29 protein-coding genes are annotated in these 25,988 nt (G+C 66.9%); 1 reads left to right on the forward strand and 28 read right to left on the reverse strand.

Features of this window, described 5'->3' with window-relative positions; all coding sequences use genetic code 11:
- From WAZ62_RS12405 to WAZ62_RS12415, 3 genes are all read right to left on the reverse strand, one after another.
- Positions 1 to 594: hypothetical protein (locus WAZ62_RS12405; RefSeq protein ID WP_422643857.1), on the reverse strand; the 594-nt coding region annotated here is incomplete at its 3' end.
- Entirely contained in the window at positions 591 to 1,745 is a 1,155-nt protein-coding gene (locus tag WAZ62_RS12410; RefSeq protein WP_422643858.1) for an ATP-binding protein, read from the reverse strand. The genes WAZ62_RS12410 and WAZ62_RS12405, both read right to left, overlap by 4 nt.
- Positions 1,742 to 3,298, reverse strand: coding sequence for a transporter substrate-binding domain-containing protein (locus WAZ62_RS12415; RefSeq protein ID WP_422643859.1), 1,557 nt, complete (start codon positions 3,296 to 3,298; stop codon positions 1,742 to 1,744). Before WAZ62_RS12415 ends, WAZ62_RS12410 begins: the two co-directional genes overlap by 4 nt.
- A gap of 121 nt (positions 3,299 to 3,419) precedes the next feature.
- On the opposite strand from WAZ62_RS12415, the gene WAZ62_RS12420 reads away from it, so the two are divergent.
- Entirely contained in the window at positions 3,420 to 4,286 is an 867-nt protein-coding gene (locus WAZ62_RS12420; protein ID WP_422643892.1) for a transporter substrate-binding domain-containing protein, read from the forward strand.
- Here the strand turns inward: WAZ62_RS12420 and WAZ62_RS12425 are convergent.
- From WAZ62_RS12425 to nifK, 25 genes are all read right to left on the reverse strand, one after another.
- A complete protein-coding gene (locus WAZ62_RS12425; protein ID WP_422643860.1) occupies positions 4,262 to 5,371 on the reverse strand; it encodes an MFS transporter in 1,110 nt (369 codons plus the stop codon). The two genes, WAZ62_RS12420 and WAZ62_RS12425, sit on opposite strands and share 25 nt — an antisense overlap.
- A 26-nt stretch (positions 5,372 to 5,397) precedes the next feature.
- Positions 5,398 to 6,720 (reverse strand): protease, encoded by a 1,323-nt coding sequence (locus WAZ62_RS12430; RefSeq protein WP_422643861.1) that lies wholly within the window; start codon positions 6,718 to 6,720, stop codon positions 5,398 to 5,400.
- A 90-nt stretch (positions 6,721 to 6,810) separates the two neighbouring features.
- On the reverse strand, positions 6,811 to 7,881 hold the full coding sequence (modC, locus tag WAZ62_RS12435) for a molybdenum ABC transporter ATP-binding protein (RefSeq protein WP_422643862.1): 1,071 nt from the start codon (positions 7,879 to 7,881) through the stop codon (positions 6,811 to 6,813).
- On the reverse strand, positions 7,878 to 8,567 hold the full coding sequence (gene modB / locus WAZ62_RS12440) for a molybdate ABC transporter permease subunit (RefSeq protein ID WP_422643863.1): 690 nt from the start codon (positions 8,565 to 8,567) through the stop codon (positions 7,878 to 7,880). The genes modC and modB overlap by 4 nt, the downstream gene beginning before the upstream one ends.
- Before the next feature lie 7 nt (positions 8,568 to 8,574).
- Positions 8,575 to 9,372: a molybdate ABC transporter substrate-binding protein gene (gene modA, locus WAZ62_RS12445; protein WP_422643864.1), complete on the reverse strand. Its 798-nt coding sequence runs from the start codon at positions 9,370 to 9,372 to the stop codon at positions 8,575 to 8,577.
- Between the two features lie 82 nt (positions 9,373 to 9,454).
- Complete coding sequence (locus tag WAZ62_RS12450; RefSeq protein WP_422643865.1) at positions 9,455 to 9,880, reverse strand: TOBE domain-containing protein; 426 nt, start codon at positions 9,878 to 9,880, stop codon at positions 9,455 to 9,457.
- A complete protein-coding gene (gene modD / locus WAZ62_RS12455; protein WP_422643866.1) occupies positions 9,877 to 10,749 on the reverse strand; it encodes a ModD protein in 873 nt (290 codons plus the stop codon). The genes WAZ62_RS12450 and modD overlap by 4 nt, the downstream gene beginning before the upstream one ends.
- Before the next feature lie 2 nt (positions 10,750 to 10,751).
- Positions 10,752 to 11,042, reverse strand: a complete 291-nt coding sequence (locus tag WAZ62_RS12460) for a ferredoxin family protein (protein WP_422643867.1) — start codon at positions 11,040 to 11,042, stop codon at positions 10,752 to 10,754.
- Entirely contained in the window at positions 11,039 to 12,346 is a 1,308-nt protein-coding gene (locus tag WAZ62_RS12465) for an FAD-dependent oxidoreductase (RefSeq protein ID WP_422643868.1), read from the reverse strand. Before WAZ62_RS12465 ends, WAZ62_RS12460 begins: the two co-directional genes overlap by 4 nt.
- Before the next feature lie 12 nt (positions 12,347 to 12,358).
- The gene (locus tag WAZ62_RS12470; RefSeq protein ID WP_422643869.1) at positions 12,359 to 13,459 is read right to left on the reverse strand and encodes an electron transfer flavoprotein subunit alpha/FixB family protein; all 1,101 of its coding nucleotides are present in this window, start codon (positions 13,457 to 13,459) and stop codon (positions 12,359 to 12,361) included.
- Between the two features lie 13 nt (positions 13,460 to 13,472).
- Complete coding sequence (locus tag WAZ62_RS12475) at positions 13,473 to 14,327, reverse strand: electron transfer flavoprotein subunit beta/FixA family protein (protein ID WP_422643870.1); 855 nt, start codon at positions 14,325 to 14,327, stop codon at positions 13,473 to 13,475.
- A gap of 119 nt (positions 14,328 to 14,446) precedes the next feature.
- A complete protein-coding gene (gene nifW / locus WAZ62_RS12480) occupies positions 14,447 to 14,773 on the reverse strand; it encodes a nitrogenase stabilizing/protective protein NifW (protein WP_422643871.1) in 327 nt (108 codons plus the stop codon).
- Entirely contained in the window at positions 14,770 to 15,501 is a 732-nt protein-coding gene (cysE, locus tag WAZ62_RS12485; RefSeq protein ID WP_422643872.1) for a serine O-acetyltransferase, read from the reverse strand. Before cysE ends, nifW begins: the two co-directional genes overlap by 4 nt.
- Positions 15,501 to 16,658 (reverse strand): homocitrate synthase, encoded by a 1,158-nt coding sequence (gene nifV, locus WAZ62_RS12490; protein ID WP_422643873.1) that lies wholly within the window; start codon positions 16,656 to 16,658, stop codon positions 15,501 to 15,503. Before nifV ends, cysE begins: the two co-directional genes overlap by 1 nt.
- A 20-nt stretch (positions 16,659 to 16,678) precedes the next feature.
- The gene (nifS, locus tag WAZ62_RS12495) at positions 16,679 to 17,893 is read right to left on the reverse strand and encodes a cysteine desulfurase NifS (protein WP_422643874.1); all 1,215 of its coding nucleotides are present in this window, start codon (positions 17,891 to 17,893) and stop codon (positions 16,679 to 16,681) included.
- 20 nt (positions 17,894 to 17,913) lie between these two features.
- A complete protein-coding gene (gene nifU, locus WAZ62_RS12500) occupies positions 17,914 to 18,840 on the reverse strand; it encodes a Fe-S cluster assembly protein NifU (protein ID WP_422643875.1) in 927 nt (308 codons plus the stop codon).
- Positions 18,841 to 18,851: 11 nt separating this feature from the next.
- On the reverse strand, positions 18,852 to 19,172 hold the full coding sequence (locus tag WAZ62_RS12505) for a HesB/IscA family protein (protein WP_422643876.1): 321 nt from the start codon (positions 19,170 to 19,172) through the stop codon (positions 18,852 to 18,854).
- Between the two features lie 240 nt (positions 19,173 to 19,412).
- Positions 19,413 to 20,036: a nitrogen fixation protein NifQ gene (locus WAZ62_RS12510; protein WP_422643877.1), complete on the reverse strand. Its 624-nt coding sequence runs from the start codon at positions 20,034 to 20,036 to the stop codon at positions 19,413 to 19,415.
- Positions 20,037 to 20,049: 13 nt separating this feature from the next.
- Positions 20,050 to 20,325 (reverse strand): ferredoxin III, nif-specific, encoded by a 276-nt coding sequence (fdxB, locus tag WAZ62_RS12515; protein WP_422643878.1) that lies wholly within the window; start codon positions 20,323 to 20,325, stop codon positions 20,050 to 20,052.
- Between the two features lie 14 nt (positions 20,326 to 20,339).
- Entirely contained in the window at positions 20,340 to 20,540 is a 201-nt protein-coding gene (locus WAZ62_RS12520; RefSeq protein ID WP_422643879.1) for a CCE_0567 family metalloprotein, read from the reverse strand.
- Between the two features lie 12 nt (positions 20,541 to 20,552).
- Positions 20,553 to 21,020 (reverse strand): NifX-associated nitrogen fixation protein, encoded by a 468-nt coding sequence (locus WAZ62_RS12525; protein WP_422643880.1) that lies wholly within the window; start codon positions 21,018 to 21,020, stop codon positions 20,553 to 20,555.
- Between the two features lie 2 nt (positions 21,021 to 21,022).
- On the reverse strand, positions 21,023 to 21,502 hold the full coding sequence (gene nifX, locus WAZ62_RS12530; protein ID WP_422643881.1) for a nitrogen fixation protein NifX: 480 nt from the start codon (positions 21,500 to 21,502) through the stop codon (positions 21,023 to 21,025).
- Positions 21,480 to 22,877: a nitrogenase iron-molybdenum cofactor biosynthesis protein NifN gene (nifN, locus tag WAZ62_RS12535; protein ID WP_422643882.1), complete on the reverse strand. Its 1,398-nt coding sequence runs from the start codon at positions 22,875 to 22,877 to the stop codon at positions 21,480 to 21,482. Before nifN ends, nifX begins: the two co-directional genes overlap by 23 nt.
- Positions 22,878 to 22,888: 11 nt before the next feature.
- Entirely contained in the window at positions 22,889 to 24,319 is a 1,431-nt protein-coding gene (nifE, locus tag WAZ62_RS12540; RefSeq protein ID WP_422643883.1) for a nitrogenase iron-molybdenum cofactor biosynthesis protein NifE, read from the reverse strand.
- Between the two features lie 69 nt (positions 24,320 to 24,388).
- Positions 24,389 to 25,927, reverse strand: coding sequence for a nitrogenase molybdenum-iron protein subunit beta (nifK, locus tag WAZ62_RS12545; RefSeq protein WP_422643884.1), 1,539 nt, complete (start codon positions 25,925 to 25,927; stop codon positions 24,389 to 24,391).
- Positions 25,928 to 25,988: the final 61 nt, after the last annotated feature.

A 25,988-nucleotide genomic window follows, 5' to 3' on the forward strand; every position in this document is an offset into this window, starting at 1 on the left:
GAGGGCGGCCAGCAGGACGGGCAGGCTGTTGGCCGCGCGCACCGGGGCAAGGACGGTGACCGGCTGGCCGGCGATCAGCGCCCGCCCGCCCGCGACCCGCACGCCGACATACTGGATGCCATCGATCGGCCCACCCAGCGCCAGGCTGAAGCGCCGGCCGCTGGTCAATGCCGTCAGGGCTTCGCCGGGCAGGGCCGGCGGCAGGCTTTCGCCCTTGATGATGGCGCCGTAATCGCCGATCGAATGGGCGAGGACGTGAAGCTGGCCGTCGACCAGCCAGATCGATGACAGATTGCCCCGGGCGACGATCTCCGCCAGCCGCGTGCCGATCTCGGTGCCTTCCACCTCGTTCGTGTTGGCGATGGCGAAGGCGAGGGTGGCGAGATCGTCGAGGAGGACGTTGCGCATCTCCTCCAGCGAGATTTCGGTGAGCCGGGCGCTTTCCGCGACGATGCGGGCGACGGCCTGGGCCTGGCCTTCCGCCTGGGCGATCAGGGCGCGGCGGCCGAGACCGCCGAAGACGAGGCTGATGGCGAGGATGGCGAGGGCGATGCAGGCCGCCACCATCAGGACGAGGCGCCGGGTGAGGGTCACGGCGTGATCCCGTCGCTGTCGACGCCCGGCCGCAGCATGACGAGGCGAACATGGTTGCGCTCGCCAATCCGGTGGTAATAGGCCCGGTCGACCATGCGCCCGACGAGGTGGATGCCGAGGCCGCCGATCTGGCGGTCCTCCAGCGCCGCGTCGAGATCGGGCGGCGGCGCTTCCCGGAACGGATCGAAGGCGGTGCCGGCGTCGCTCAGTTCCACCGTCACGCAGCGCGGATCGACCAGGATGCCGATGCCGATCGGATGATCGCCGCAATCGCCGTGCAGGACGGCGTTGGTCACCAGTTCCTCGACCGCCATGGTCAGCTTGAAGACGGCGCCGGGGGGCAGGATGTCTTCCGCCGCCGCCTCGATCTCGGCCTGGATCGTCCCGATCGAGGCAAGCTCGGCGGCGACGTCGAAGCGTTTTTCCAGAATGATGTCGTCGGCCATGGGCAGTTCCCCGTCCGGCAGGATGATCAGATTGAGTTCGGCGAAACCGCCCCGGTCCGCCAGTGGCACCTGTCGCCCGGCCTGCGAGCCGGCGCGCCGGCCCAGGCGGGCGCGGATATGGCTCATCAGCCGGGCCAGCGGCCAGCAGAAGCCGAGGAACCACAGCATGGCATAGAGATAGACCCAGAGCGTCGCCGAAGGTTCGCCCACGGCGGCGATCACCGTGTTGGCGCGCTGGACGATTTCCGGCACGCCGATCACCGAGGCGGTGGAGGAGGCCATGACGATGATCAGAAAATAGGTCGTCCAGGCCGGAATGAAATAAAGCGCCTCCACCCGCTCGCCCCTTTTATGGTGGCGCAGCGCGGACAGCGCATTGTCCGAGACGAAGCCGGCGACCGCGATCGACAGGGCGAGGGAGGCCTTCAGCCAGCCCGGCAGGCCAAGGCTGTAACCGGAAATGACGATCTCGGTCGGCAGGATATAGGCGAGATAATAGATCAGCACGAAGGTCGGCGGCAGGCGCGCGGCGGCGGTCAGGCCGGCGCCGATGCGCGAGCCCGACAGCCGCAGGCGGGCGAGACAGAAGCCCAGCGGCGTGCCGATCGCCATGGAGACCAGCGAAATCAATATGTTCCACAGAAAGCCGAGGGCGAGGAACGGCGTCCAGGTCAGCAGCAGGGACAGGATGTCGCCCGCGCTCATCGCCGCAGCACCTTGCGCTCGAAGAGGGTGAAACCCTGAACCACGATGAGGACGAGGACGACATAGCAGCCGAGCAATATGTTCATCATCACGCCGCCATTGCCGTAATCGGTGATGATCGCGGTGCTGGCATGGACCAGTTCCGGCACGGCGATCGCGCTCGCCATCGCCGTCGCCTTCACGATGTTGATGCAGCTGCCCATGACGGCGGGATAGGCGAGGGCGGCGATGCGCCGCCGCCGGTCGCCCCCGGCGGTGATGGAAGCCGCCGCCTCGGCCAGCGCGACCGCATTGGCCGCCCCGGCATAGAGCGAGAGGACGATCACCGCGGCGGCGAGCGCGCCCAAGCTCACCCCTTGCGCCGCGATGACGCCGCCAAGGCCGAAGAAGACGAGATAAAGCTGCAACAGGGGCGGTGTCATGCGCAGGCCCGTCAGCACCCCGCTGACCAGGGGCGTGAGCAGGGGCAGGCGCCAGCGCAGGGCCATGGCGCCGCAGAGGCCGGTGATCAGGCTGCCGATGACCACCAGCACGGCCAGCAGGGCGGTGGTCGCCAGGGCGCGCAGGAACAGGTCACGGCTGTAGGGATCGTAGAAGGGCGTCAGGTCGATGCCGAGATCGTCGCGCAGCGACAGGATGGCGGCGCCGATACCGCGCAGGTCCTGCGCCTCGATCAGGTTGAGGTCGCGGCATTCGGCGGGCCAGGGGGCCTCGCCGTCGCGGCGGCAGCGCCATTGACCGTCCGGCCCCTTCGCCGACCACAGGCGGCCGGCCTCCCGCAGATAGGTGGAGGGCGGCAGGCGCCATTTCGCCTCCAGCGCCAGCAAATGACCGTCGCGCAGCCAGCCCGCCACGGTCTCGTCGAGGCGCCGGGCCAGGGGGCCTTCGCTGGCGACCGCGATCGCCCAGGGGGCGACGAAATCGGCGGGCAACAGGCGGTAGCCCGGCCAGTCGCCGCTGGCCAGCCGGTGCTGCAAGGCCGCCTCGTCGTAAAGCCAGCCGGCGCAGGCCCGGTCGCGCAGTGCGAGTTCCGCGTCGCGCGGATTGCCGAAGGCGCGGATGTCGGCCAGCAGGCGGGCGGCGGCGAGACGGTTCCACAGCGCCCCCTGCACGGCGCAGAGGGGGGCGCCGCGCAGCGAGGCCCAGTCGCGAATCGGGCTGTCGCCCGGCAGCAGCACGCTGGCGCCGCCGCCGTAATAGCCGGGCTCGATCATGCGGACGAGGCGGCGGCGGTCGATGGTGTCGCCCAGCGTGGCGACCACCACGTCGATCTCGCCCGCGGCCAGTTTCTGCAGGCGATTGGCGCTGGTGACCGCGACCAGCCGGACGGGAACCCCGATGGCGGCGGCCAGATCCGCCGCGACATCGGCGTCGAAACCGATGATATCCCCGGTCGCTCCCCGGTAACCGAAGGGTTCGTAATCCGCCTTCACCCCGGCGATCAATTCGCCCCGGGCGCGGATATCCGCCAGCGCGTCGGCCCTCGCCGGTGTGGCGGCCAGACCGAGGACGATCGGCAGCCAGAGAAGAAGGGCCGGAAGGATGCGCGACAAGGAGGTTTCCCGGAAATGGGTTAGGACTGGCGGAAAGGATCGCGGTAATTTATCAACAATTATCCCCCAAATTGGCACCAATTTCGTATCGGGGCAGCGTGAAGGTTTCACCGTGACCAGAATGCCGGGTTTCGCCCTCGTCGCCGCACTTGCCGCCTCTGGCCTGATCACGTCGGCGCAGGCGGATGTCCTGTCCCGCATCGGCGAAAGCGGCGTCATCCACGCCGGCACAAGGGCCGATGCCGTGCCCTTCGCCTATGCCGGCGAGGGGGGGCGGCTCACGGGTTTCTCCGTCGATCTGATCGAGGAGATCCGCGCGGCGGCCGAAGCCCGGCTTGGCCGACCGGTCCGGGTCGAACTGTCGGTCGTCACCCCGGCCGACCGCTTGCAGCGGGTCGCGGGCGGCGAACTCGACATCGTCTGCGAAATCACCACACCGACCTGGGAGCGGGAAAAGACCGTCGATTTCTCGGTCCCCTTCTTTCGCGACGGCACCCGCGTCCTCGCCTTCCGCGACACGCTGCGCACCGTGCCCGAGGTGAAGGACATGGTGGTCGGCATCGCTGAAGGCACGACGACGGGCGATATTCTCGAACAGACGCTGCCCGGCATCCGCACCAGATCCTATCCGACCATGGACGCGGCTTTTGGCGCGCTGACCCGGGGCGAGGTGCAGGGTGTCGCCAATATCGGCATCATCCTGCTCGGCCTGTCGCGCAAGCTGGAGCCGGGGCGCAGCGTCGTCCTGCTGCCCCGGACCGAGCCTCTGGGCAATGAGGCCATGGCCTGCGTGCTGCCGCAGGACGACAGCGCCTGGCGCGATTTCGTCAATGCGACGATCATCGGCCTCACCCGGGGGCTTGCCGATTATCGCGGCCGCTACATGGAAATCCACGACAAGTGGTTCGGCCGCGACGGCGTGATGGTCTATCCCCTCGATCGCTCGACGCGGGACTATCTGCTTCAGTCCGATATCTGGGCGCGCTGACCCGGCCAGAAGGTCACCGCGAGGAAGAAGATCCCGCAGGCCGCCGCCGCGAAATAGGCGAGGCCATGAGTGAAATTCTCCATGGCCAAGCCGGCGAGCAGCGGGCCGGCCAGCGCCCCCACGCCCCAGACCAGCCCCATGGTGGCATAGATGCCGACGAGTTCCGCGCCCTTGAAGCGGCTGCCGACGATGGTCAGCATCATCGTGTAGATGCCAACGAAGGTGCCGCCCCAGACGAACAGCAGGGCATAGGTGGCGATCTCGCTGCCCAGCGCGAAAGGCCAGGCGAGGGCGCCGAGCATGGACAGGAAGGCGAGGGCGGCGGTGAACTTAGTCCGGTCCAGCTTGTCGCCCAGCCAGCCGATGGGCAGTTGCAGCACGATGGCGCCGATCATCATGCAGGACATCAGGCGGGTGGCGTTGTCTTCCGCCCAGCCCAGCGAGACGGCATAAAGCGCGAGGAAGGACAGGCCGGCGACCTCGATCGCGGCGTTGAGCACGGTCGCCGAAATGGCGATCGGCGCCAGCCGGATGAAATAGAGCGGATTGCCAACCGAAGGCTCGTCGAACACCGGGGCGGTGACTTTCGGCGAGGCGACGAGGCCGGCGGCGGCCAGGGCGATGACGGCGCCCGTCGCATAGGGGGCGAAGCCGCCGGTGCCGATCACCGACAGGATGACGGGGCCAAGGGCGAAGCCGATCGAGATCGCGGCGGTATAGCCCGCCATCCAGCGCGCCCGGCTGTCCTCGGTGCTGAGGCTGTTGGTCCAGGTCTCGGACAGGACGAACAGAATCTCGGACGAGGCGCCGAGCACGATGCGCAAGGGAAACCACAGCCAGACGAAGGGCAGGGCCGGAAAGCTCATCAGGACAAGGGCGGCCAGGACCAGCGCCCCGATGACGAGGCGGCGGGCGCCGAAACGGGCGACGATGCGCGGCAGGACAAGGGCGGTGACGAGAACACCGACCGCGTGCATGGCGACATTGGCGCCGATCATCGTCTCGCTCAGGCCCCGGGCCGCGAGATCGAGGGCGATCAGGGCCGTGCTCAGGCTGTAGGTCAGGCCGAACATCATCGCCGTCATGATGACGGCCCCACGCGAGAACAGGTTCATAGGGAAACAGCCTTGCCAGAGCGCGGGGCGCGGGACAGAAAACCCCGGAGCCGTTCGCCCCAGGACATATCGCGCTGATCGACCACGCGCGACAGGGCCCGCGCGTAATCGAGGACGAGGCCCGGGGTCCAGGTCCCCGAAATGGCGTGGCTGCGCACCCAGGCGGCGGCCCACAGATCGGGGTTCAGCAGCAGTTTCAGGAGGCCAAGCCAGGGCCGCCGGCACGCCAGCACCGATTCGAGCGCGGCGTCGAGCGCGGCGGCGACCACGGTCGAGCAGTTGCGGGCGGTCAGATTATAGGTGCTGTCCTGGCGGTAGCCGATCCAGAAAGCCCGCAGCCGCCGGGGGCTGTAGTGCCGGATGACGACATGGGCATCGGCTTCGCACCAGTCGGCGCATTCGGCGGCATAGGACGGCTGAAAACTGCCCGTCATGTTGTTGTGCGCACCCGAATGCAGCACCGCCGCCCCGGCGGAGGCTTTCAGGTCGATCGAGGGGTAATGGCTGATGTAGACGTCCGGCGCGACTTCCAGCGCCGAATGTCCCGTCGATACCTCGCCGTCGGCGTCGACCGCCGCGATATAGCGGTCGATCAGCAGCAGTCGCTCCGGCTTGTCGGCGGAACCGATGGGGGTCCAGATATGGACGGTCAGGGGCGGCTGATCGGGCGCCATGGGCGGGTCCTCGCCGATCAGCACCGGGGCGTGCTCGTACCAGCCGCGCCCGGCGAAGATCGGCAGGTTCAGGATCGCCGCCTCGTCCTCGAGGGTGCGCAGCATCAGGCCGAGCTGGATCATCAGCCAGGCCGACAGGCCGAGCAGCAGGCCGACGCCGAGCGGGATCGCCTCGGTCCGGGGCAGCGGCCAGCCGGCGACTATCACCACGGCGAAGACGATTTCCAGCAGGCCGCAGCCGACGGCGATGGTCCAGCCGGCGAAACGCACCAGGATCGCCGTCGCCGCCCGCGTCAGCCCATCCAGGATGAAGGCGGCGCCGAACAGCAGCGCCAGCGCCAGCGGACTCCACAGGGACGGCACCAGCAAGAGCGCGCCCAGCAGCAGGAAACCGCCGGCCTTCGCCAGATCGAGCAGCCGGCGCGAGGAAAAGCCACCCTCGGCGAGGGCGGGCAGCGCCAGCAGGCCATGAGCGACGAACAACAGGCCCAACGCGACCTGCGCCGGGCCGAGGAGACCGGCGAAGAGGTCGAGGGTGGGCAGAAGCACGACCAGAAGAGCGAGAATCCCGCCCGCGATCACGATGACGAACCACCGTGACCGGAAGGCTTGGGGACCGATCAGAACAAAGGCAAGTTGCAGCATGAATGGTGCCGTGGGGTTATTTTGCTCCAAATTGGCGCATTCTGAAGAAAGCAGCCAGTGCTTTCGGTTGCCGGTCGCGATGCGCCGGCCTCAGGCCAGGGCGACGCTCTTGATGATGGCGAAGATCGCCTGGCCCGGCGCGAGGCCGAGATCGGCGACAGCGGCGGGGGTGACCCGGGCGAAAAGCGCCTGACCCCGGCAGTCGAGAAGAATGTCCTCGCTGCCGTCGACATGGGGGACGAGGCCTCTGACGGTGACCGGCAGGATGTTGCGGGCGCTGAGGCCAACGGGCGCTTCCCGAGCGAGAATCACATCGCGGGCATGAAGCCAGATGCGGCAGCGGGCGCCAATGGGCAGGGGGCGGAGGGGCGCGGCCACCTGGCCGATGGCGCCTTCCAGCAGGGTGATACCGGCGGCGGCGTCATGGCGGGCGACGGTCAGTTCGATCACCGCGCCCGCGTCCTGCCGATGGGCGAGGGCGGCGACATCGGGCCGCGCCATCACCGCCGCCAGTGGTCCCTCGGCGGCGACCCGCCCACCGTCGAGCACGACGAGATGGTCGGCGAGGGCGATCACCTCGGACAGATCGTGGCTGACATGAACGATGGGCACTTTGGCCTCGTCCCTGATCCGGGAGAGGAAGGGCAGGATTTCCTGGCGCCGTGCTTCGTCTAGGGCGGACAGGGGCTCGTCCATCAGCAGCAGGCGAGGATTGGCCAGCAGCGCGCGGCCGATCGCCACCCGCTGCTTCTCCCCGCCCGACAGCAGGCGGGGCCGCCGCTTCAGCAGGTGCTTGATGCCCAGCATCTCGACGACGGCGGCGAAATTCGCCAGATCCTCGCCCTTCGGCGCGAAGAAGCGGCCGTACAGCAGGTTCTGCCGCACGGACAGATGCGGGAACAGCCGCCCTTCCTGAAAGACATAGCCGATGCGTCGCCGGTAGGGCGGCAGGCAGATGCCTTCGTCGGTGTCGAGCAGGACGAGATCGCCGATCGCCACCCGTCCCTTCAGGGGCCGGGTCAGGCCGGCGATCACGTCGATCATCGTGGTCTTGCCCGAGCCGGAGGGACCGAACAGGCTGGTCACCCGGCCTTTCGTGGTGAAGCTGGCGGCGAGGTGAAAGTCGCCGGCCTTGTGCTCGATCGCGACGGACAGGCTCATTCCACCCTCTTGCCCAGGCGGCGGGCCAGATATTCCGAGGCGATCAGCGCCCCCATGGAGATGGCGACGGATATGCCGACGAGGCGGAAGGCGGCGGCATCGCCCCCGGGCACCTGGGTCAGGGTGTAGATCGCGGTGGGCAGGGTCTGGGTCTCGCCCGGGATGTTCGAGACGAAGGTGATGGTGGCGCCGAATTCGCCCATGGCCCTCGCGAAGGCCATGATCACCCCGGCCAGTACGCCGGGCAGCACCATGGGCAGGGTCACGGTCAGGAACACCCAGACCGGGGAGGCGCCGAGCGTGCCCGCCGCCGCCTCCAGCCGGCGGTCAATGCCATCGAGCGACAGGCGGATGGCGCGCACCAGCAGGGGAAAGCCCATGATCGCCCCGGCGAGGGCGGCGCCGGTCCAGCGAAAGGCGAAGACGATGCCGAAATGCTCGGCGAGAAAGCCGCCGATCGGCCCCCGCCGGCCGAACAGGATCAGCAGGATGAAGCCCGTGACCACTGGCGGCAGGGTCAGCGGCAGATAGACGAGGGCATCGAGGATCGATATCCCCGGAAACCGCCCCCGCGACAGGACATAGGCGGTCAGAATGCCGAAAGGCAGGCTGACCGCCACCGCCCAGAACGCGACCTTGAGCGAGAGCCCGATGGCGGTGAGCTCTTCCGGGCTGAGGTCCAGCACCGGTGCCTCAGTTGGTGCCGGGGGCCTGCATCACGCTGAAGCCGGCGCCGGCGAAGGTGGCGGCGGCTGGTGCCGACTGGAGATAGGCCAGGAACCTGACCGCCGCCGGGTTGGTCGAGCCCTTGAGGATCGCGACCGGATAGACGATGGCGGGATAGCTGCCCTCGGGGAAGGTGGCGAGAACCTTCACCTTGGGGTCCGCCACGGCATCGGTCGCATAGACGATGCCGAGCGGCGCCTCGCCCCGGGCGACCAGGGTCAGGGCCGCGCGCACGCTTTCCGCCTGGGCGAGCTTGTCCTTCACGCCGTCGAACAGCCCCAGTTTCTCGAGCGCGGCCTTGCCGTAAGTGCCGGCGGGCACCGTGGTCATTTCCCCGATGGCGAGGTGACCGTCACCGAGCAGGCCGGCGAGATCGAAACCGGGGGCGAGGGTGACCGGCGCCTTGTCGGAATCGGCGGGCGCGACCAGGACGAGCGTATTGCCCAGCAGCGGCTTTTCCGTCTCCTTCACCGTCAGGCCCTTGTCGGAGACATAGGTCATCCACTTGAGGTCGGCGGAAACGAACAGGTCGGCCGGGGCGCCGGCCTCGATCTGCTTGGCGAGGGGGCCGGAGGCGGCGAAGGAAATCTGCACCTTCTGGCCCGTCTCCTTCTCGAAGGCGGTGGCGATACCGGTCAGCGATTCCTTCAGCGAGGCGGCGGCGAAGACGAGCACCGGCGCTTCTTCGGCCCGGGCCGGCACCAGAGGGGCCACCAGGGCGAAGCCGGCGACGAGGGCGAGGAGATTGCGACGCGAGAACAGCATGGGACACCTTTCCGGTATCGGGTGTTGTCGGAACAGTCTGGCAAACCGGCGGCGCGGTGGCGAGGCCCCCGCGCCGTTTCGTTCAGGCGACGGCGATGATGATGTGCGGCGCCTTCACGAGGGCGATCGCCTTGTCGCCGACATCGAGCACCAGCCCCTCGGCGCTGCCCTTGGTGACGACGCCCGTCAGCGTCAGCCCGCCGCCGATGTCGAGACCATATTCGGTCGAAACCACGCCGTCGATCCGGCGAACGATGGTGCCCTTCAGCGTGTTGCGGGCCGAGGTCCGGCCGATCTCGCCATCCTTGGCAAGGATGACGAAGCTCGCCTTGATCAGGGCGGTGGCGGGAACCCCCACGGCAAGGCCGAGATCATCGGCGCTGCGCCGCGTGATGATGGCGGCGATGGTAACGCCATCTGCCACCTTCAGCACCACTTCGGCATTGACGGGGCCAAGGGTGACGGATTCGACGATGCCCGGGAATTGGTTGCGTGCGCTGGTTTTCATGACGGTGATCCCCTGTCTGACAATGGGCGAGCGGGCGAGATGCGCACCTGCACCTCGGCCGGGCGGGCCGTATAGGGGAAGGACGTCACAAGAACGTCGGCCCCCGACGCGGCATAGGCGGCGGCGTTTCCAGGCCCGATACCGCCAGCGGCGGCGATCACCGGGCGTCTGTCGGCCCGCTTGTCCACCCCGGCGACGACGCGAGCGACCTCGGCCGGGCTGAATTTTTCCAACTGGATGACATCGGCCGCGCTTGCCACCGCGAGCGCATCGTCCACCGATGTGACCTCGATGACCAGTGTCCTCTCTGGTGCCGAACGCCGCAGGCGGGCGAGAATCGCCGCCGGCGCCTCGTCGCCCAGCAGGGCGCGGTGCTCGGGAAAGACCAGCACGGTTTCAGAGAGGCCGGTCCGGTGCAGGATACCGCCACCCGCCCGCACCGCTTTCACCGACAGGGCGCGGGTCAGGGGCACGGTCTTGCGGGTGCAGGCGATCTGGATGCCGGGGGCGACGGCGCGCGCCGCATCGACCAGTTCGCGCGTCGCGGTGGCGATGCCCGAGGCCCATTCGATCAGGTTCTGGGCGATCTTCCAGGCGGCGAGAATGCCCGCTGCCGGGCCGCTCGCCGCCAGCAGCGCCGTGCCGGGGGGCGCCATCGTGCCGCCGGGCAGCATCGGTCCTTCGACGACGGCGCCAAGGCGGGTCAGCAGGCGGGCCGCTTCCTCGGTGCAGCAGGCGACAAGGGGGCTGCGCGCCGCGAAGGTGATGGACGCAGGGCAGGGGCCGAGGCCGAGGGCATCGGTCGTCAGGTCGCCGAAGGGGAGGTCTTCGGCGATCAGACGGTCAAGCTCGGCGTCGGCGATATGCATGGTCAGCCGAACTTGAACAGAACGCCATAGCCACCCCGGGGATAGTTCCATTCGATCTCGCCGCCATCGGCCGTCAGGACGCGGCAGGTGCCGCATTCCATGCAGCCGTCCGGGGTTACCTCGACCTGGCCCCGGTCGTTGGTGCTGTAACAACCGGCGGGACAGACATGGGTCAGGGCGACCAGCGCCGCCGAGGGGGTCTCGTGCGGGCGGACCTTGATATGGGGCCGCCCGGCATCGACCAGGTAGCGGTTGACGTAGAGCTTCTCCTCGACCTTCACAACCGTCGTCATCGCCAGGCCCTCGCCAGTTTGAATGCGTCACCGATGAGGCCGCGCAGGCCCCGGCCCTTGCGGAAGGAGGCGACGATCTGCCTCTCCTTCTCGCGTTTCGCCACGCCGTCGACCCGGAACCAGCGCTGCGCCGCCTCGTTGATCAGGCGCGGGTAGGTGCCGAAGACATTGGCCGCGTTGCCATGCAGGAAATTCGGGATGTCCTTGTATTTCTTCAGGTCCTTCATCACGAAGCTGTCGTCCAGCGTCTTGCGGTAGAGCGCGAGATCGGCCTTCGAGAAATCGGAACGCAGCTGGCGCAAGCGGATGATGGTCTCGGCCGCGACGCGCCCGGTGGTCATCGCCAGGTTGGAACCTTCCCGGTGCACCGCGTTCACGAAATGCCCGGCGTCGCCGACGATCAGCCAGCCGTCGCCATGAATCTCCGGGATATGGCGATAGCCACCCTCGGGGATCAGATGCGCGGCATATTCCTTGACCTCGGAACCTTCGAGCAATGGCTTCACGCTCGGATGGTTCTTGAAGGCTTCCAGCAGGGCATAGGGCGTCGTCTCGTTGTTGGCGAAGTCCGAGACCATGCAGCCGATGCCGACCGACAGGCTTTCCTTGTTGGTGTAGATGAAGGCGGTGCCGGTCATGCCGTTGGTGACGGTGCCCATCACCTCGATCACGACGCCTTCATCGCCCTTCAGGTTGAAGCGCTGCTCGATCACCTCCTGCGGCAGGAAGTGCATTTCCTTGACCGCGAGGGCGACCGCCTCGGGCTTCAGTTCGGGACGAAGGCCGGCGCGATTGCCGACGAGGCCGTTCACCCCTTCCGCCAGGACGACGACATCGGCGTAGATCAGGCCGCCGCCTCGGTCGGTGCGGACACCGATGACCTTGCCCTTGATGTCGCGAACGAGGTCGGTCACCGTCGTCTCGCACAGGACAGTTGCCCCGGCGTCGCGCACGCGGCGGCTGAACCATTTGTCGAACTGGGCGCGGATGATCGTGTAGCGGTTCGGCTTCTCTTCGTTGAAGTCTTCCGACCGGTAGTGCATCCCGACGTATGACGTCTCGTCCAGCATCCACAGGCGCTGCTCGATGACATGACGTTCCAGCGGCGCATCCTCGCGGAAATCGGGGATTACCTTTTCCAGCGCGTCTGCATAGAGAATGGCGCCCTGAACATTCTTCGAGCCGGGATATTCGCCCCGCTCCAGCTGCAGGACCTTCAGTCCCGCCCTGGCCATCGTATAGGCGGCGGCATTGCCCGAAGGCCCGGCGCCGACAACGATGGCGTCGAATCTCTCTTCGCTCATGATCGACCTCCCTCAGCTTGCCAGACGGTGGACGGACAGGCGCCGACGGAATGCGGCCGTGAGCACAGGCAGCAATTCGACGGCATTGGCGACGATCCCGATTTGAGCGAAATCAAAAATCGGCGCTTTTGCATCCGTGTTGATGGCGACAATCATATCGGCCCCCTCGACCCCGACCCGGTGCTGGATCGCGCCCGAAATGCCGGCGGCGATATAGAGCTTGGGCCTGATGGTCTTGCCGGTCTGGCCGATCTGGCGATCGGCCGTGATCCAGCCCTTCTGGACGAGCGGGCGGGAGCCGCCGTATTCGGCGCCGAGCACGGCGGCGAGATCCTTCACCAGCTGGAAATTCTCGGCCGATTTCAGGCCGAGCCCGCCGGCGACGACGACATCGGCATAGGCGAGCTGGGCCTTCTGGGTGTCGCGGTCGGGGATGAACTGCAGCACCTTGGTGATGATGTCGATCTCGGTCATGTCCAGCGCATGGTCGACGATCCGTCCCGTTCGGCCGGGAGAGGCGAGGGGCATGGCCATCACCCGGGGCCGAATGGTCGCCATCTGCGGTCGGAAGTTCAGCGTGTGGATGGTGCACAGCAGGGAGCCGCCGAAGGTCGGCCGGGTCGCCGCCAGCGAGCGTTCGTCGTCGATCGCCAGTTCCGTGCAGTCGGCGGTCAGGCCGGTCAGCAGGGTGGTGGCGACGGAACCCGCCAGATCCCGGCCCAGCGTGGTCGCGCCCAGGAGCACGATCTCCGGCTGGTAGGTATTGACGAGGTCGGTCAGCGCCTTGGTATAGGGCTCGTTCCGGTAATGGGTCAGCACCGGATCGGCGACCCGATAGGCGAGATCGGCGCCGTGCTCGAAACAGGCTTGCGCGGCCTCGGCGAGTTCGGCGGCATCGCCGCCGATCAGCACGCCGGCCAGGTCGACCTGCAGCTTGTCCGCCAGTTTCCGCCCCTCGCCCAGCAATTCCAGCGAGACGGGATGGATATGGCCGTGTTCATATTCGATGAACACCCAGACATGCTTGTAGGACCTGAAGCGTTCCGGCAGTTCCTTCTTCATGCCGGCGCGGCTGGCGGCCGGGGCCGGGGTTTGGCGGGGGGCGTCGCTCATCCTTCCATCCTCCTCAGAAGCCGGCCGACAGGCGCCGCAGATCGGCGTCCAGGGCGGGGTTGCGGTCCAGGATCGCGGCAATCAGGGCATCGGCGATCTGGGCGCCGTTCTTGCCATCGGTCTCGATCAGGGCGGCCTTGTCGGCCCGGGCGGTCGGGGCGAAAACCTTCTTCACGACCGTGGGCGAGCCGCGCAGGCCGCATTTCAGCAATTCGGTGATGCCGGCATCGGCGGCGTTCCAGATGGTGACGTCGGCCCGCGCGGCGCGTAGCGCGTCGGCGAGGGAGCCGCGGCGGATCTCGTTGGTGCCTTCCAGCATGGTGACGAGCACGGGCAGGGCGGTCTTCAGCACCTGCACGCCGCCCTCGGCCCGGCGCTCCACCGTGATCTGGCGCGTTTCCGTGTCGAGATCGGTGATGCGCGAGACATAGGTGAGCTGATTGAGGTCGAGGCGCTTGGCGATGCCGGGGCCGACCTGGGCCGTATCGCCATCGATCGTCTGCTTGCCGGTGAAGACGATATCCACGGGGCCGATGGTCTCGCCGATCCTGGCGATGGCGGAGGACAGGGCGAAACTGGTCGCCAGCGTGTCGGAACCCGCGAAATAGCGATCGGTCAGCAGCACCGCCCGGTCGGCCCCGAAGGTCAGGGCCTTCCGCAGCGAATCTTCCGCCATGGGCGGACCCATGCACAGCACCGTGACCGTGCCGCCCAGCTTGTCTCGCAGGGCCAGCGCGGCTTCGAGGGCGAAGAGGTCATAGGGGTTGATGATGGTCGGCACGCCCTGGCGCATGATCGTGTTGTGCACGGGATGGACGCGGATCTGCGCGCTGTCGGGCACCTGCTTGATACAAACGACGGTATGCATCCGCTCCTCCTGCTGCCGGCCTTATGCCGCATAGTGTGTTTCGCAAAACTCGTGCCAGACAGAAATGCAGCGAAATCAATGGGTTGCCGACCGACAGCGATGTCGGCTTCCCGACAACCTCAGGCCTTTCGCAACGCGAGGGACGACAGTGGGACAAGGTTCCGCTTCCTGGGACGCACCGCGTCCTTCAGGACCTTGAACACCCGCTGGTCGAGGGGCGATGAGGCGGTGAAATCGCCGTAGGCCTTCTCGAGATCGGCCTTGGCGCGCAGGAACAAATCGTCGTCCGACAGGCCGCCGAGATCGTCCCGCCGCAGGTATTCGCCCATGCGGCGCAGGATGTGCAGCCGGGCGACATTGAGCACGGAGGGGTCGTGATCGACCCCGAGGAAATCGAAGAAATCCTCGGCGGCCGACATCTGCTTCAGCGTATCGATCAGGCTCATGGCACATCCTCCGGCGTGGGCTGGCGGTCGCGGGTCTGGTAATGGGCAAGGCGGGTTTCAAGGAAATCGATGCGATCGATCAGGGCGGAAATCGCTTCCCCCACCGGATCGGGCATCAGGTGATGTTCGAGATCGATGCGGCCGTCGATGCGGCGGCGCTCGCCCTCGGGGCGGACGATGCGGCCGGGAATGCCGACGACGGTCATGCCCGGCGGGACATCTTCCATCACGACGGCATTGGCGCCGACCCGGGCGCCCCGGCCCACGGTGATGGGCGACAGGATCTTGGCCCCGGCACCGACCAGGACGCCGTCCTCCAGCGTCGGATGACGCCGGCCGGGCGACCAGCTGGTGCCGCCCAGGGTGACACCGTGATAGAGCGTGACGTCATCGCCGATCACCGCGGTCTCGCCGATCACGACGCCGGCGCCGTGATCGATGAACAGGCGCTGGCCGATGGTGGCACCCGGATGGATATCGACATTGGTCACGAGACGGCCGAACCAGGACAACAGCCGGGCCGGAAAGCGCACCCCCGCCCGCCACAGCCGGTGGGACACCCTATGGATCATCACCGCGTGGACACCCGGGTAGGTGCAGAGGATTTCGAGACCGAAGCGGGCGGCCGGATCGCGCGCCTTCACGCAGGCGACATCCTGCCGCCAGCTGGCGATGATGCCGGGCGCGCGCGGTTGCATCGTGTCGGGGATGGCGGTGATGTCCACCATCACTCCGCCCCCATCAGGGTGCCCGGGCGGGCGCAATGGGCATAGATTTCGAGAAGGTCGCTATTGCCCACGGTGCGCTTGGTCCGGCTGGCCTTGTCCCGCACCTCGGCCAGCACCGCCCGGGCACGGCATTCGTCGGCGGCGAGGCCAAGGCCCGACAGCGCGGCGAAGACGGCCGACAGGCCAGAATGCTTGCCGAGGACGATTTCCCGCCGCCGGCCGAAGCGCGCCGGCGACAGGGCTTCATAGGTCGCCGGATCCTGCAGCAGGCCATGGACATGAATGCCGGATTCATGGGTGAAGACGCCGGCGCCGACGATGGATTTCGCCGTCGGGATCGGCCGGCACGAGGCGGCGGCGACGATGTCGGCGAGGCCCTGCAACCGGGCGAGGTCGACGCCGGTGCGCCGGCCTTGCGTCTGGGCGAGGGCGGCGACCACTTCTTCAAGGGCGGCATTGCCCGCCCGCTCGCCAAGGCCGAGCACGCAGACCGAGGCGTGATTGGCCCCGCCCTGGACCGCCGCCAGCGTGTTGGCGGTGGCGAGGCCAAGGTCGTCATGGCCGTGGAATTCGATCTCGAGGTCGCTTTCGGCGCAGAGCCGGCGGGTGACCGCATAGGTCGCGAAGGGATCGAGGATGCCCAGCGTGTCGGCGAAGCGGAAGCGATGGGCGCCCGCCACTTCCGCGACCTGCATCGCCGTGCAGACGAAGCCGAGGTCGGCGCGGCTGGCGTCTTCCCCGCCCATGGCGACTTCGAGGCCGAGGTCGCGGGCATGGCGGATCACCCGGTCGATCCGGCGCAGCACATCGGCCCGGTCGCTGTGGTATTTCGCGCGGATCTGCAGATCGGACAGCGGAACCGACAGGTTCACGCGGGACAGGCCGGTGCGCAGCGCGGCCTCGACATCCGCCTCGGTCAGGCGGCACCAGGCGATGGCCTCGGCGTGGCGCAGGGTTTCGGCGACGGCGGCGATCGAGTCGATTTCCGCGCTGCCCATGGCCGGGGTGCCGGCCTCGATCTCGTCGACGCCGGCCTCGTCGAGGGCGCGGGCGATGGCCAGCTTCTCGTCGAGGGTGAAGGCGACGCCGGGGGCCTGTTCGCCGTCACGCAGCGTGGTGTCGTTGATGACGACGGCGGGAAGATGCGCGGGGGTCATGGCACTCTCTCCTCACAAGGTCAGGCGTAGGTCGGGTTGAAGGCGGCGTCCTGCGCCGGTTTCGACACGCTCTTGTCCTTCCAGAAGGGCGAGAGCGAGCGCAGGTTGGCGATGATGCCGGGCATCACCTCGAGCACGCGGTCGACATCCTCGTCGCCATTCTCGCGCGAGAAGGAGAAGCGGATGGCGCCATGGGCCGCCGTATAGGGCACCTTCATGGCGCGCAGGACATGGGATGGCTCCAGCGAGCCCGAGGTGCAGGCGGAGCCCGAGGACGCGGCGATGCCGGCCCGGTTGAGAAGCAGGAGGATCGCCTCGCCCTCGATGAATTCGAAGGCGACATTGGCGGTGTTGGGCAGACGGTGATCGGTATCGCCGGTCACGAAACTGCTGCCGATCCGCTGCAACAGGCCTTGTTCCAGCCGGTCGCGCAGGGCCTTCACCCTGGTCTGTTCGTCATTCATGTGGGCCAGCGCCAGTTCCGCCGCCTTGCCGAGGCCGATGATCGCCGGGGCATTCTCGGTCCCCGCGCGGCGGCCGCGTTCCTGATGGCCGCCGCGGATCAGCGGACGCAGGCGCACGCCCTTGCGGACATAGAGCGCGCCGATGCCCTTCGGCCCGTGCAGCTTGTGGCCCGACAGCGACAGCATGTCGATCTCGGTCGATTTCAGGTCGATCGGCAGCTTGCCCACCGCCTGCACCGCGTCGGTATGGAACAGGGCGCCGGCCTCATGGGCCATTTCGGCCAGGCGCTCGACCGGGAACAGGGTACCGGTTTCGTTGTTCGCCCACATGATCGAGACGATGGCCGTCTTCGGCCCCAGGGCCTTGCGATAGGCCTCGACATCCAGCCGGCCCTTGGCATCGACGGGAATGCGGTGGATGGTGACGCCCTTGTGCTTCTCCAGCCAGTCGCACAGGGCGAGGATCGCCGGATGTTCCACCACCGAGGTGATCACCTCGGTGCGGCCTCCTTGCGTCTCCAGCGCCGAGAGGATGGCGGTATTGTCGGATTCCGTGCCGCCCGAGGTATAGATGATCTCGTGATCATGCTCGGCCCCCAGCAGCTCCTGCAGCTGGCGCCGCGCGGTCTTCAGCGCGCCGCCGACCGAGGCGCCGAAGGCGTGCATCGACGAGGCATTGCCGAACTGCTCGGTGAAGAAGGGCAGCATGGCGGCGACGGCGGCCGGATCGACCCTGGTGGTGGCGTTATTGTCGAGATAGACGGGACGCATGGCGTTCTCCCTTCTCTGCTTCAGACCGGAATGACGCGAAGCGGCTGGCCGAGCTTTTCGATCAGCCGCTCCTGCACGCCGTTCACCGTGACGCTGGCCATCTGGCAACCGATGCAGGCACCCGACAGTTTCACCAGCACGCGGTCACCCTCGACATCGACCAGTTCGCAGTCGCCGCCGTCCTGGCGCAGGAAGGGGCGCAGGCCCTCGATCGCTTCCTCGATCAGGCGGATGCGCTGCAGGTTGGTCAGCTTTGCCTTGGTCACCGGCTCCAGCTTGATGGCGAGGGGGGATTTTCCGGTCTTCGGCCGCCGCACCGGGCGCAGCGCCTGATGGGGATCGAAGGCTTCGGACGCATCCAGCAGACCCTCGACGACCATGGCAGCGTTGGTCTTCGCCAGAACTTCCTCGATCCCCTCGATGCAGGTGGCACAGGAGCCGCCGGCCTTGGTGAAATGGGTGACCTGCTCGAGGGTGGTCAGGCCGTTATTACGCACCGCGCGCTCGATCATGCCTTCGTCGACGCCGAAGCATTTGCAGACGAGGGCGCCTTCCTCGTGGTCGTCTTCCCAGGCTTCGCCCCGGTAGTTGGCGACGGCGGCGCGCAGGGCTTCGTAACCCATGACGGAGCAATGCATCTTCTCGGGCGGCAGGCCGCCCAGGAAATCGGCGATATCCTGATTGGTCAGGGTCAGGGCTTCCGCGATGGTCTTGCCGATGATCAGCTCGGTCAGGGCCGAGGAGGAGGCGATGGCCGAGCCGCAGCCGAAAGTCTGGAACTTGGCATCCGTGATCACATCGGTGACGGGATCTACCTTGATCATCAGGCGCAGTGCATCGCCGCAGGAAATGGCGCCGACATCGCCGATGCCGCTGGCGTTTTCCATGACGCCCGCGTTCTTCGGGTTATAGAAGTAATCCTGAACCTTCTCGCTGTATTCCCACATGGCCCGCCTCCTCAGCCGAAGGACTTGCCGCAGGAGCACTGCGACGAAGCCTGGGGGTTGTCGAAAGTGAAGCCCGAGCCTTCGAGGGCGACGACGAAATCGATGGTCGTGCCCTCGATCACCGGCTTGCTCTTCTCGTCGACGAAGACCTTCACGCCGTCCTGCTCGGTCACGATGTCGCCCGGCTCGGCACTCGCGACCAGGCCCATCATGTATTTGAAGCCGGCGCAGCCGCCCGCCTCCACCATCACGCGCAGGCCCTCGACCGGCTCGGTCGAGCCCGAGATCGCGGTGCGCACGGCATTCACGGCACTTTCGGTCAGATGGATCATGGCGATGTTCCCCAAGATTGGTCTGGGATGGACATCGCAAGCCCCATGCCAAACGGCATCATATTGATTTATAATAGGTTTTGCCGATTGGCCGATTGTCGGCTTTATGCCTTTGTCGGGTTTCCGACAGGGCCGGGATGCGACAGGCCCCCTAAAAGTAACCCCGGCCTTTCCCGGGGCTGAGGGGAAAGGCCGGGGCCGGCCGCGGGTATCTGGGGATCGGGAACCCCGCGGGTCTCGTCAGGTGCTGGCGCGGCTTTCCATCTCGCGGCGGCTGCGCGCCATCAGGCTCTCGCCGTCCTCGGTGCCGAAACAGGTCTCGAAATCGTCGCATTCGCTGCAGCTCGGCGCCGTGCACAGGCGGTAACCCTCGTCGCGGCAGATCATGCGGTAGAGGAATTTCTTCCATTTCATGTCGCTGGCGTTCTTGCGCGACAGCGGCTCGAAATGCCGTTCCATCAGCCAGGACAATTCCCGCCGGTTGCGGAGGCCGAGGTCCTGCCACAGGTGGTTCGGTCGCTGCGCGCGGCGCGCCAGCATGGACGCGAGGGCATATTCCAATGGGCTGCCGTCGGTGGCGCTGCGCAGGAGAAGATCGCGCAGGCAGGCCTCGTCGTCCGGCAGGGCGACGTCCGACAGGGGGAAGCGCTCGAACTGCGGCCTCGTCGCCGGGAACACCGCGTCGACCAGAGCGAGAAGCTCCGCCTCGCCAAGGCCGATGCGCTCGCCCGGCAGAACCCGGTCGTGCAAGGCCTCGGCCAGCGAGAGCGAGAGGATGGAGGCGACGACATGGGCATCGAAGGCTTCGCAGGCCGGCCGTCCGCCGGCGCCCATCAGCCAGTCATAGAGATCCTGGGCGTTCATCGCCGCCTCCCGATCAGGCCGCGCCGTGGCGCTGGCAATTGGTGGGACAGACCCGGGCGCAGGCGCCGCAGCCGATGCAGGCCCCGGCATCGACGAGGGCCATCACTTTCCGTTCGATGTCGTCCTCGTCCGGGTCGACCAGTTCGTCCTCGTCGGTCATGCCCATCAGGGTCATCACCCCCCGGCCACAGACCTTGTAGCAGCGGCCGCAACCGATGCAGACCTTGGCATCGATGGCGAGGAGGTATTCCGGCGTCCAGGCGCGGCCGTCGCGTGTCTGCGCTTGCATGGCGGTGCTCCGTCTCAGGCGGTTTCGAGCTGTTTCAGCTCGGCCCGCTTGGCTTCGAGGGTGCTGAAGGCATCGAGGGCGCGGGCCGCGACCTCGGGGATCTGCTGCCAGTTGACCGGCAGATCCTCCGACAGGTCATGCAGGTCCATCTTGGCCTTCACCGCCCGGGCCGAGAGTTTCTTCAGCTCGGCCTTCAGGCTGTCGATATCGCTCATGGCTGTCCTCCCTCAGGCTTTGGCGACGTCGGGGAATGTTTCCATCAGGGCGACGGCCTGGTCGACCGCCTTCATGCCCTCGGCCGCCAGCGTCTCGAAATCCTCGAAGCCGAAACGATGGACGTCCCGCAGGGATTTGGAAAAGGCGACCAGCCGGCCGACCAGCAGGACGACGCGGCCAAAGCCTTCGTGGCTGATCTTCATCATCGGCGTCGCCATCAGGCCGCAGCGTTTCTCGATGGTGAGGCCGACCGCCTTGTAGAATTTCTCCACCCGGTCGATCGTGTCGGGATCGGGATCGGCCATCATCGGCATCGCCCGCTTCTCGGCTCGCGTCACGATGAAATCCTCCAGGAGGCGGGCATCGCTGCGCTTTTCCCAGGCGCCGTAACTATCCTCGGCCCGGATCAGGCTGACCAGGCTCTGGAGGAAGGGGCTGTCGAAGGCATCGGTGCTGTCGGTCGCGGCAAGGGCGGTCATGCTCATTCCTCCTCGTCCAGGAAATCCATGGAGCGTTCCTGCTGCGCCATCATCACCTTGCGCAGCCAGGGCGGCGGATTGCCGGCCATCATGGTCTGGACCTTGGTGATCACCGTCTCGATCGGCTCGGGCGCCGACAGTTTCACCGGGTGGATGCGGGCGTTCACCACCTTGACCGCCGACGGTCCGCCGATGGCGAGGCAGAACAGCAGGTTGCAGCCGCGCAGGGCGTCGACCTTGGGGCCGATGCGGTCGTCGCCCTCGTTCCGGTGCTTGCCGGATTCGTCCGAGACGGTGCCGAATTCGACCGCCTCGACGAAACGGCTCTCGTGCGGGGTCACGTCATAGACCGCGAATTTCTTCGCCGAGCCGAAATGGGCGTTCAGCGCCTTCATGTCCTGGGTCGCGATGGCGATGCGCAGGCGCGGCACGCTGTCCGCTACCGGCACGGCTTCGGTCTCAACAAGTTGCAGTCGGCGCATGGGACATTTCCCCCTGGTGCGATGCCGGCATGGGCGCCAGCACATCGGCGAAATCCGCCGGGCGCTTTTCGGGCCGCGCGGCGATGAAGAGATTGGCGATCTCGATGATCAGGTCGCGGGTGCCGCGATAAAGGATGGTGCAGCGATGCTGCGCCCCCAGCCGGTCGAAGATTGGAAAGCCGGCACGGTAATGCGGCAATCCCAGCCGCTCCGCCGCCTGGCGGCCATGGGCATGGGTGACCAGAAGCTCAGCCCCGTTCGCTGCCGCCGCTTCCTCGAAATCGGCCAGATCGCCGATGATCACCTCGTCGCACGGAATATCGGCGAGGGCCGGGGAATTGCTGGTCGAGGCGACGGCGACGACCACTTCCGAGCCCAGGCCGCCGAAGACCATGGCGAGGCTGTGCAGAAGATCCGGGTCGGCGGCGATCGCGATGCGCCGGTCGCCGAAATGGAAATGGCCGTCCAGCATCACATCGATCAGCTGCGACCGCCGCCGTTTCACGCTCGCCGGCACCGGCTGGCCCGAAAGATGCGACAGAAGCGTGATCAGGCTGTCGGTGGGGGCAAGGCCGGTCAGGCTGGCGAACAGCGTGGTCGGCACCCCTGTCAGGCCCTGCAGCGCTTCGGCGGGCGCGCGCATGTGATGACCGATGGCGATCGTGTGCAGGGCCCGGCCCATCTCGGCGATGTCGCCCAGCTTGGTGCCGCCGCTGGTCGGCCCGGAATAGGTATCGTTCACATGGCCGTCGAGCGAGCCGGAAACATCGGGCAGCACGACCGCGGTGAAGCCGAAGGCGGCGATCAACTCCCGCAATTCCTCGATATCGGCCGAGGTCAGGTGAACGCCGGGCAGCACGTTGATCTGCCGCAAGGGGTTGTCCCGCCGGTCGCCCGGGATCACCAGCCCCTCGATCATGGCGGTGACCGCCTTCGACCAGCCGTCCTCCAGCGCGCCCGCGAAATCGGGGGTGGAGGCGAGGACGATCTTCGTCTCCGCCAGCTCCTCGCGCCGGGCGAGGATGCCTTGAAGGTCGCCGACGAAATCCTCGCCCCTTGTCTCCACGAGGGCGGTCGTCGCGATGCCGACGAATTTCGGCTTCATGCGCTTGGTCAGGTTGATCAGCGCTTCTTCAAGGTGATCGGCGCCGCCGAGCACGGTCGAGACTTCGTCGATCGCCGTCGTCTGCAGCGGCATGTCTTCCTTGAAGTGCCGCACCGCGAGGGTGAGCGCGAAGGAGGTGCAGCCCTGACTGCCGTGGAACAGCGGCACGGCGCCGTCGACGCCGAGATAGGCGAGGGCCGCGCCCATGGGGGCGGAGGATTTCAGCGGATTGACCGACAGGTTCTTCTTCGGAACGCGGATCGTCGCCATGTCGTCCTCCCTCACGCCCGCTGGGCTTCGATTTCGGCGAAGGGGAAGGCGCTGTTCGGCAGGTCCCAGGGCGCCGGCCGGTTGATGTCGCGCCACACCGGGTTGTGCAGCGACTTGGCCAGTTCCCGGACGAGGGTGACCATGCCGTCGTAGCCGCCGAAGGCGTGATGCCGCTCCTGGTTGATGTCGAGCCAGGGCACCTTGGCCTTCAGGGCGACGAACTGGCTCTTGCCGCCGGACAGCAGGATGTCGGCGTCACCGCGCTTCAGCTGCGCGTACATTTCCCGGGGGGGCACGCTTTCGACCATATGGGGGTCTTCCATGATGGCCTTGACCCGCTCCTTGTCCTCCTCGGTCGATTTGCGGACCGAGGTATAGACGATCTCCATGCCGATTTCCTGGAGCGCGGCGACGATCGACCAGGATTTCACGCCGCCGGTATAGAGCATCACGCGCTTGCCCTTCAGCTCGTCCCGCCAGGGCGCGATGCGGGACCAGGCATGGGCTTCCTCGCGGGCGATCAGGGACTCGGTACGCTCGATCAGGTCGGCGGGCGCGCCGCGTTCCACCAGAAGACGGGCGGTGGTGCGCAGGGTCTCGCTCATGTCGGAAATGCCGTAGAAGGAACATTCGAAATAGGGAATGCCCCAGCGCTCCTCCATCTTCCGCGCGACATTGATCAGCGCGGTGGAACAGACCATCAGGTTGACCCGGGCGCGGTGGGCGGTGGCGATCTCCTGGTAACGTCCATCGCCCGACAGGCAGGACAGGACGCGGATGCCCAGCGCCTCGAACAGCGGCTTGATCTGCCACAATTCGCCCGAGAGATTATATTCGCCGATGATGTTGATGTCATAGGGCGTGGTGAATTCCGGCTCCCGCGTGCCGATGACGTGATCGAGCAGCGCCTCGCCCGCCAGCTTGTTGCCGAGGTTCTTGGAGCCGGCGAAGCCGGGCGCGTTCACGGGAATGCAGGGCGTGCCGAATTTCTCGGTCGCGTGGCGGCAGACGGCGTCGATATCGTCGCCGATCGTCGCCGGCACGCAGGTCTGATAGACGAAGACGGCGGGCGGCGCGTATCGCGCGATGGCATCCTTGATCGCGCGGTACAGGCGCTTCTCGCCATTGCCCATGACGATGTCGAGTTCCGAGAGATCGGTGGTGAAGGAGATGCGATAGGTCTTCTGCCCCGAGGAGGCGGAATTCCGGTTGTCCCAGGAATTGCCCTCGCAGGCGAGGGGGCCATGGATCAGGTGGACGACATCGGTGATCGGCTGCAGGGCGATCTTGGCGCCGTCGAAGGCGCAGCCGCCGGCGGCCGCGCCGGGGGTCAACGGCTTGGAGCAGCCCTTTTTCTTCGCCTTCGCGTCCTTGGCGGCATTCTTGTCGCAGCCCGGCTCGTTGAAGACATCGGCGATCTTCGCTTTCAAGGCGTCGCTCATGATCCTGCTCCTTGTCCGTTGACCCCACCGTTCGCGTCATCCCGGCGACGGCCGGGATGACGCTGCGTGTTACCGCGTCAGATCGAAGGAATAATCGGTGACGCCGGCTTCGATGGTCTCGCCGTCCAGCTTGTCGAAAATCTTGTCGAGCAGCGTGACGAGGACCCGCAGGCCGCCCTGATAACCCCAGAGCGGGAAGCGGTGATGGTGGTGGCGGTCGAAGATCGGGAAGGCGAGCCGGATCAGCGGCGTGTCCAGGTCGCGTTCCAGATACTTGCCGTAGGAATTGCCGATCATCAGGTCCACGGGCTCCGTCGCCATCAGCGAACGCAGGTGCCACAGATCCTTGCCGCCCCAGGCGGTGCAGCCGGCGCCGTAAGGGCTGCTCGCGAAAAGCGCCGCCATCTGGGCTTCCCAGGCCTTGGTGCCATTGGTGGCGAGGCAATGCTTGGGCTCGCCACCCGTTTCCAGGATGAAGCGGGCCATGGCGTAGACGAAGTCGGGATCGCCATAGATCGCATAGGTCTTGCCATGCAGCCAGGCCTGGCTGTCGGCCAGGGCATCGATCAGGCGGCCGCGCTCGCGGGTCAGCGCGTCCGGGATCGCCTTGCCGGTCACTTCCGATACCTTCATCAGGAATTCGTCGGTGCCGCTGATGCCCATCGGATAGTGGAACGAGGCGGTTTCCTGCCCGAAGCTGGCGGCATAGTCGAGGGACTTGGTCCCGCAATATTCCTGCATCGACAGGGTGGCCTTGGCGTTCAGGGCTGCCTTGGCCGCCTCGATCGTGGTGCCGCCGTCATACATGCGGTATTCGCCGTCCGATGGGGTGTCGAACTGGTCGGCGACATCGGACAGGATGGTGTATTCGACACCCATCAGGTCCAGCATCCGCTTCAGTTCGCGGTTGTTGCCGACGGCGAAACCGTCGAAGCCGGGCACGATGTTGATCGAAGTGCCGGGGCTGCGCTCCTTGCCCTTCCAGAAATGCTCCAGGATGCCCTTCAGCATGTTGTCGTAGCCGGTGACATGGCTGCCGACGAAGGCCGGGGTATGGGCGTAGGGAACGTCGAAGTCGGCCGGGACCGAGCCCTTGTCCTTGGCATTCTGGATGAAGGACTGCAGATCGTCGCCGATCACTTCCGCCATGCAGGTGGTCGAGACCGCGATCATCTTCGGGTCATAGAGCGCATAGGTATTGGCGAGGCCGTCGATCATGTTGTTCAGGCCGCCGAACACCGCCGCGTCTTCCGTCATCGACGAGGAAACCGCCGCGCAGGGTTCCTTGAAGTGACGCGACAGGTGCGAGCGGTAATAGGCGACGCAGCCCTGCGAGCCATGGACGAAGCTCATGGTCTTCTCGAAGCCGGCGGCGACGAAAACCGCGCCCAGCGGCTGGCAGGCCTTGGCCGGATTCACGGTCAGGGCTTCGCGGGCGAAATTCTTCTCGCGATATTCCCACGACTTGGTCCAGTCCGCGGTCTTCTGCACGACGTCGTCCGCCGGCATGTTCTCGAACAGGGCCTTCTTCTTCGCGAGCATTTCCCGATATTCGGGTTCGCGGAACAGCGGTGCGTGGTCGAGCACCTTTTCAGCGGACTGGGGCATGGGTCAGATCCTTGTCTAGTCGAGGGGGCGGGGCGGCCCGAGGACACGCCCCGCGTCTTCC

The organism is Zavarzinia sp., from assembly GCF_049306435.1.
Classification (GTDB): domain Bacteria; phylum Pseudomonadota; class Alphaproteobacteria; order Zavarziniales; family Zavarziniaceae; genus Zavarzinia.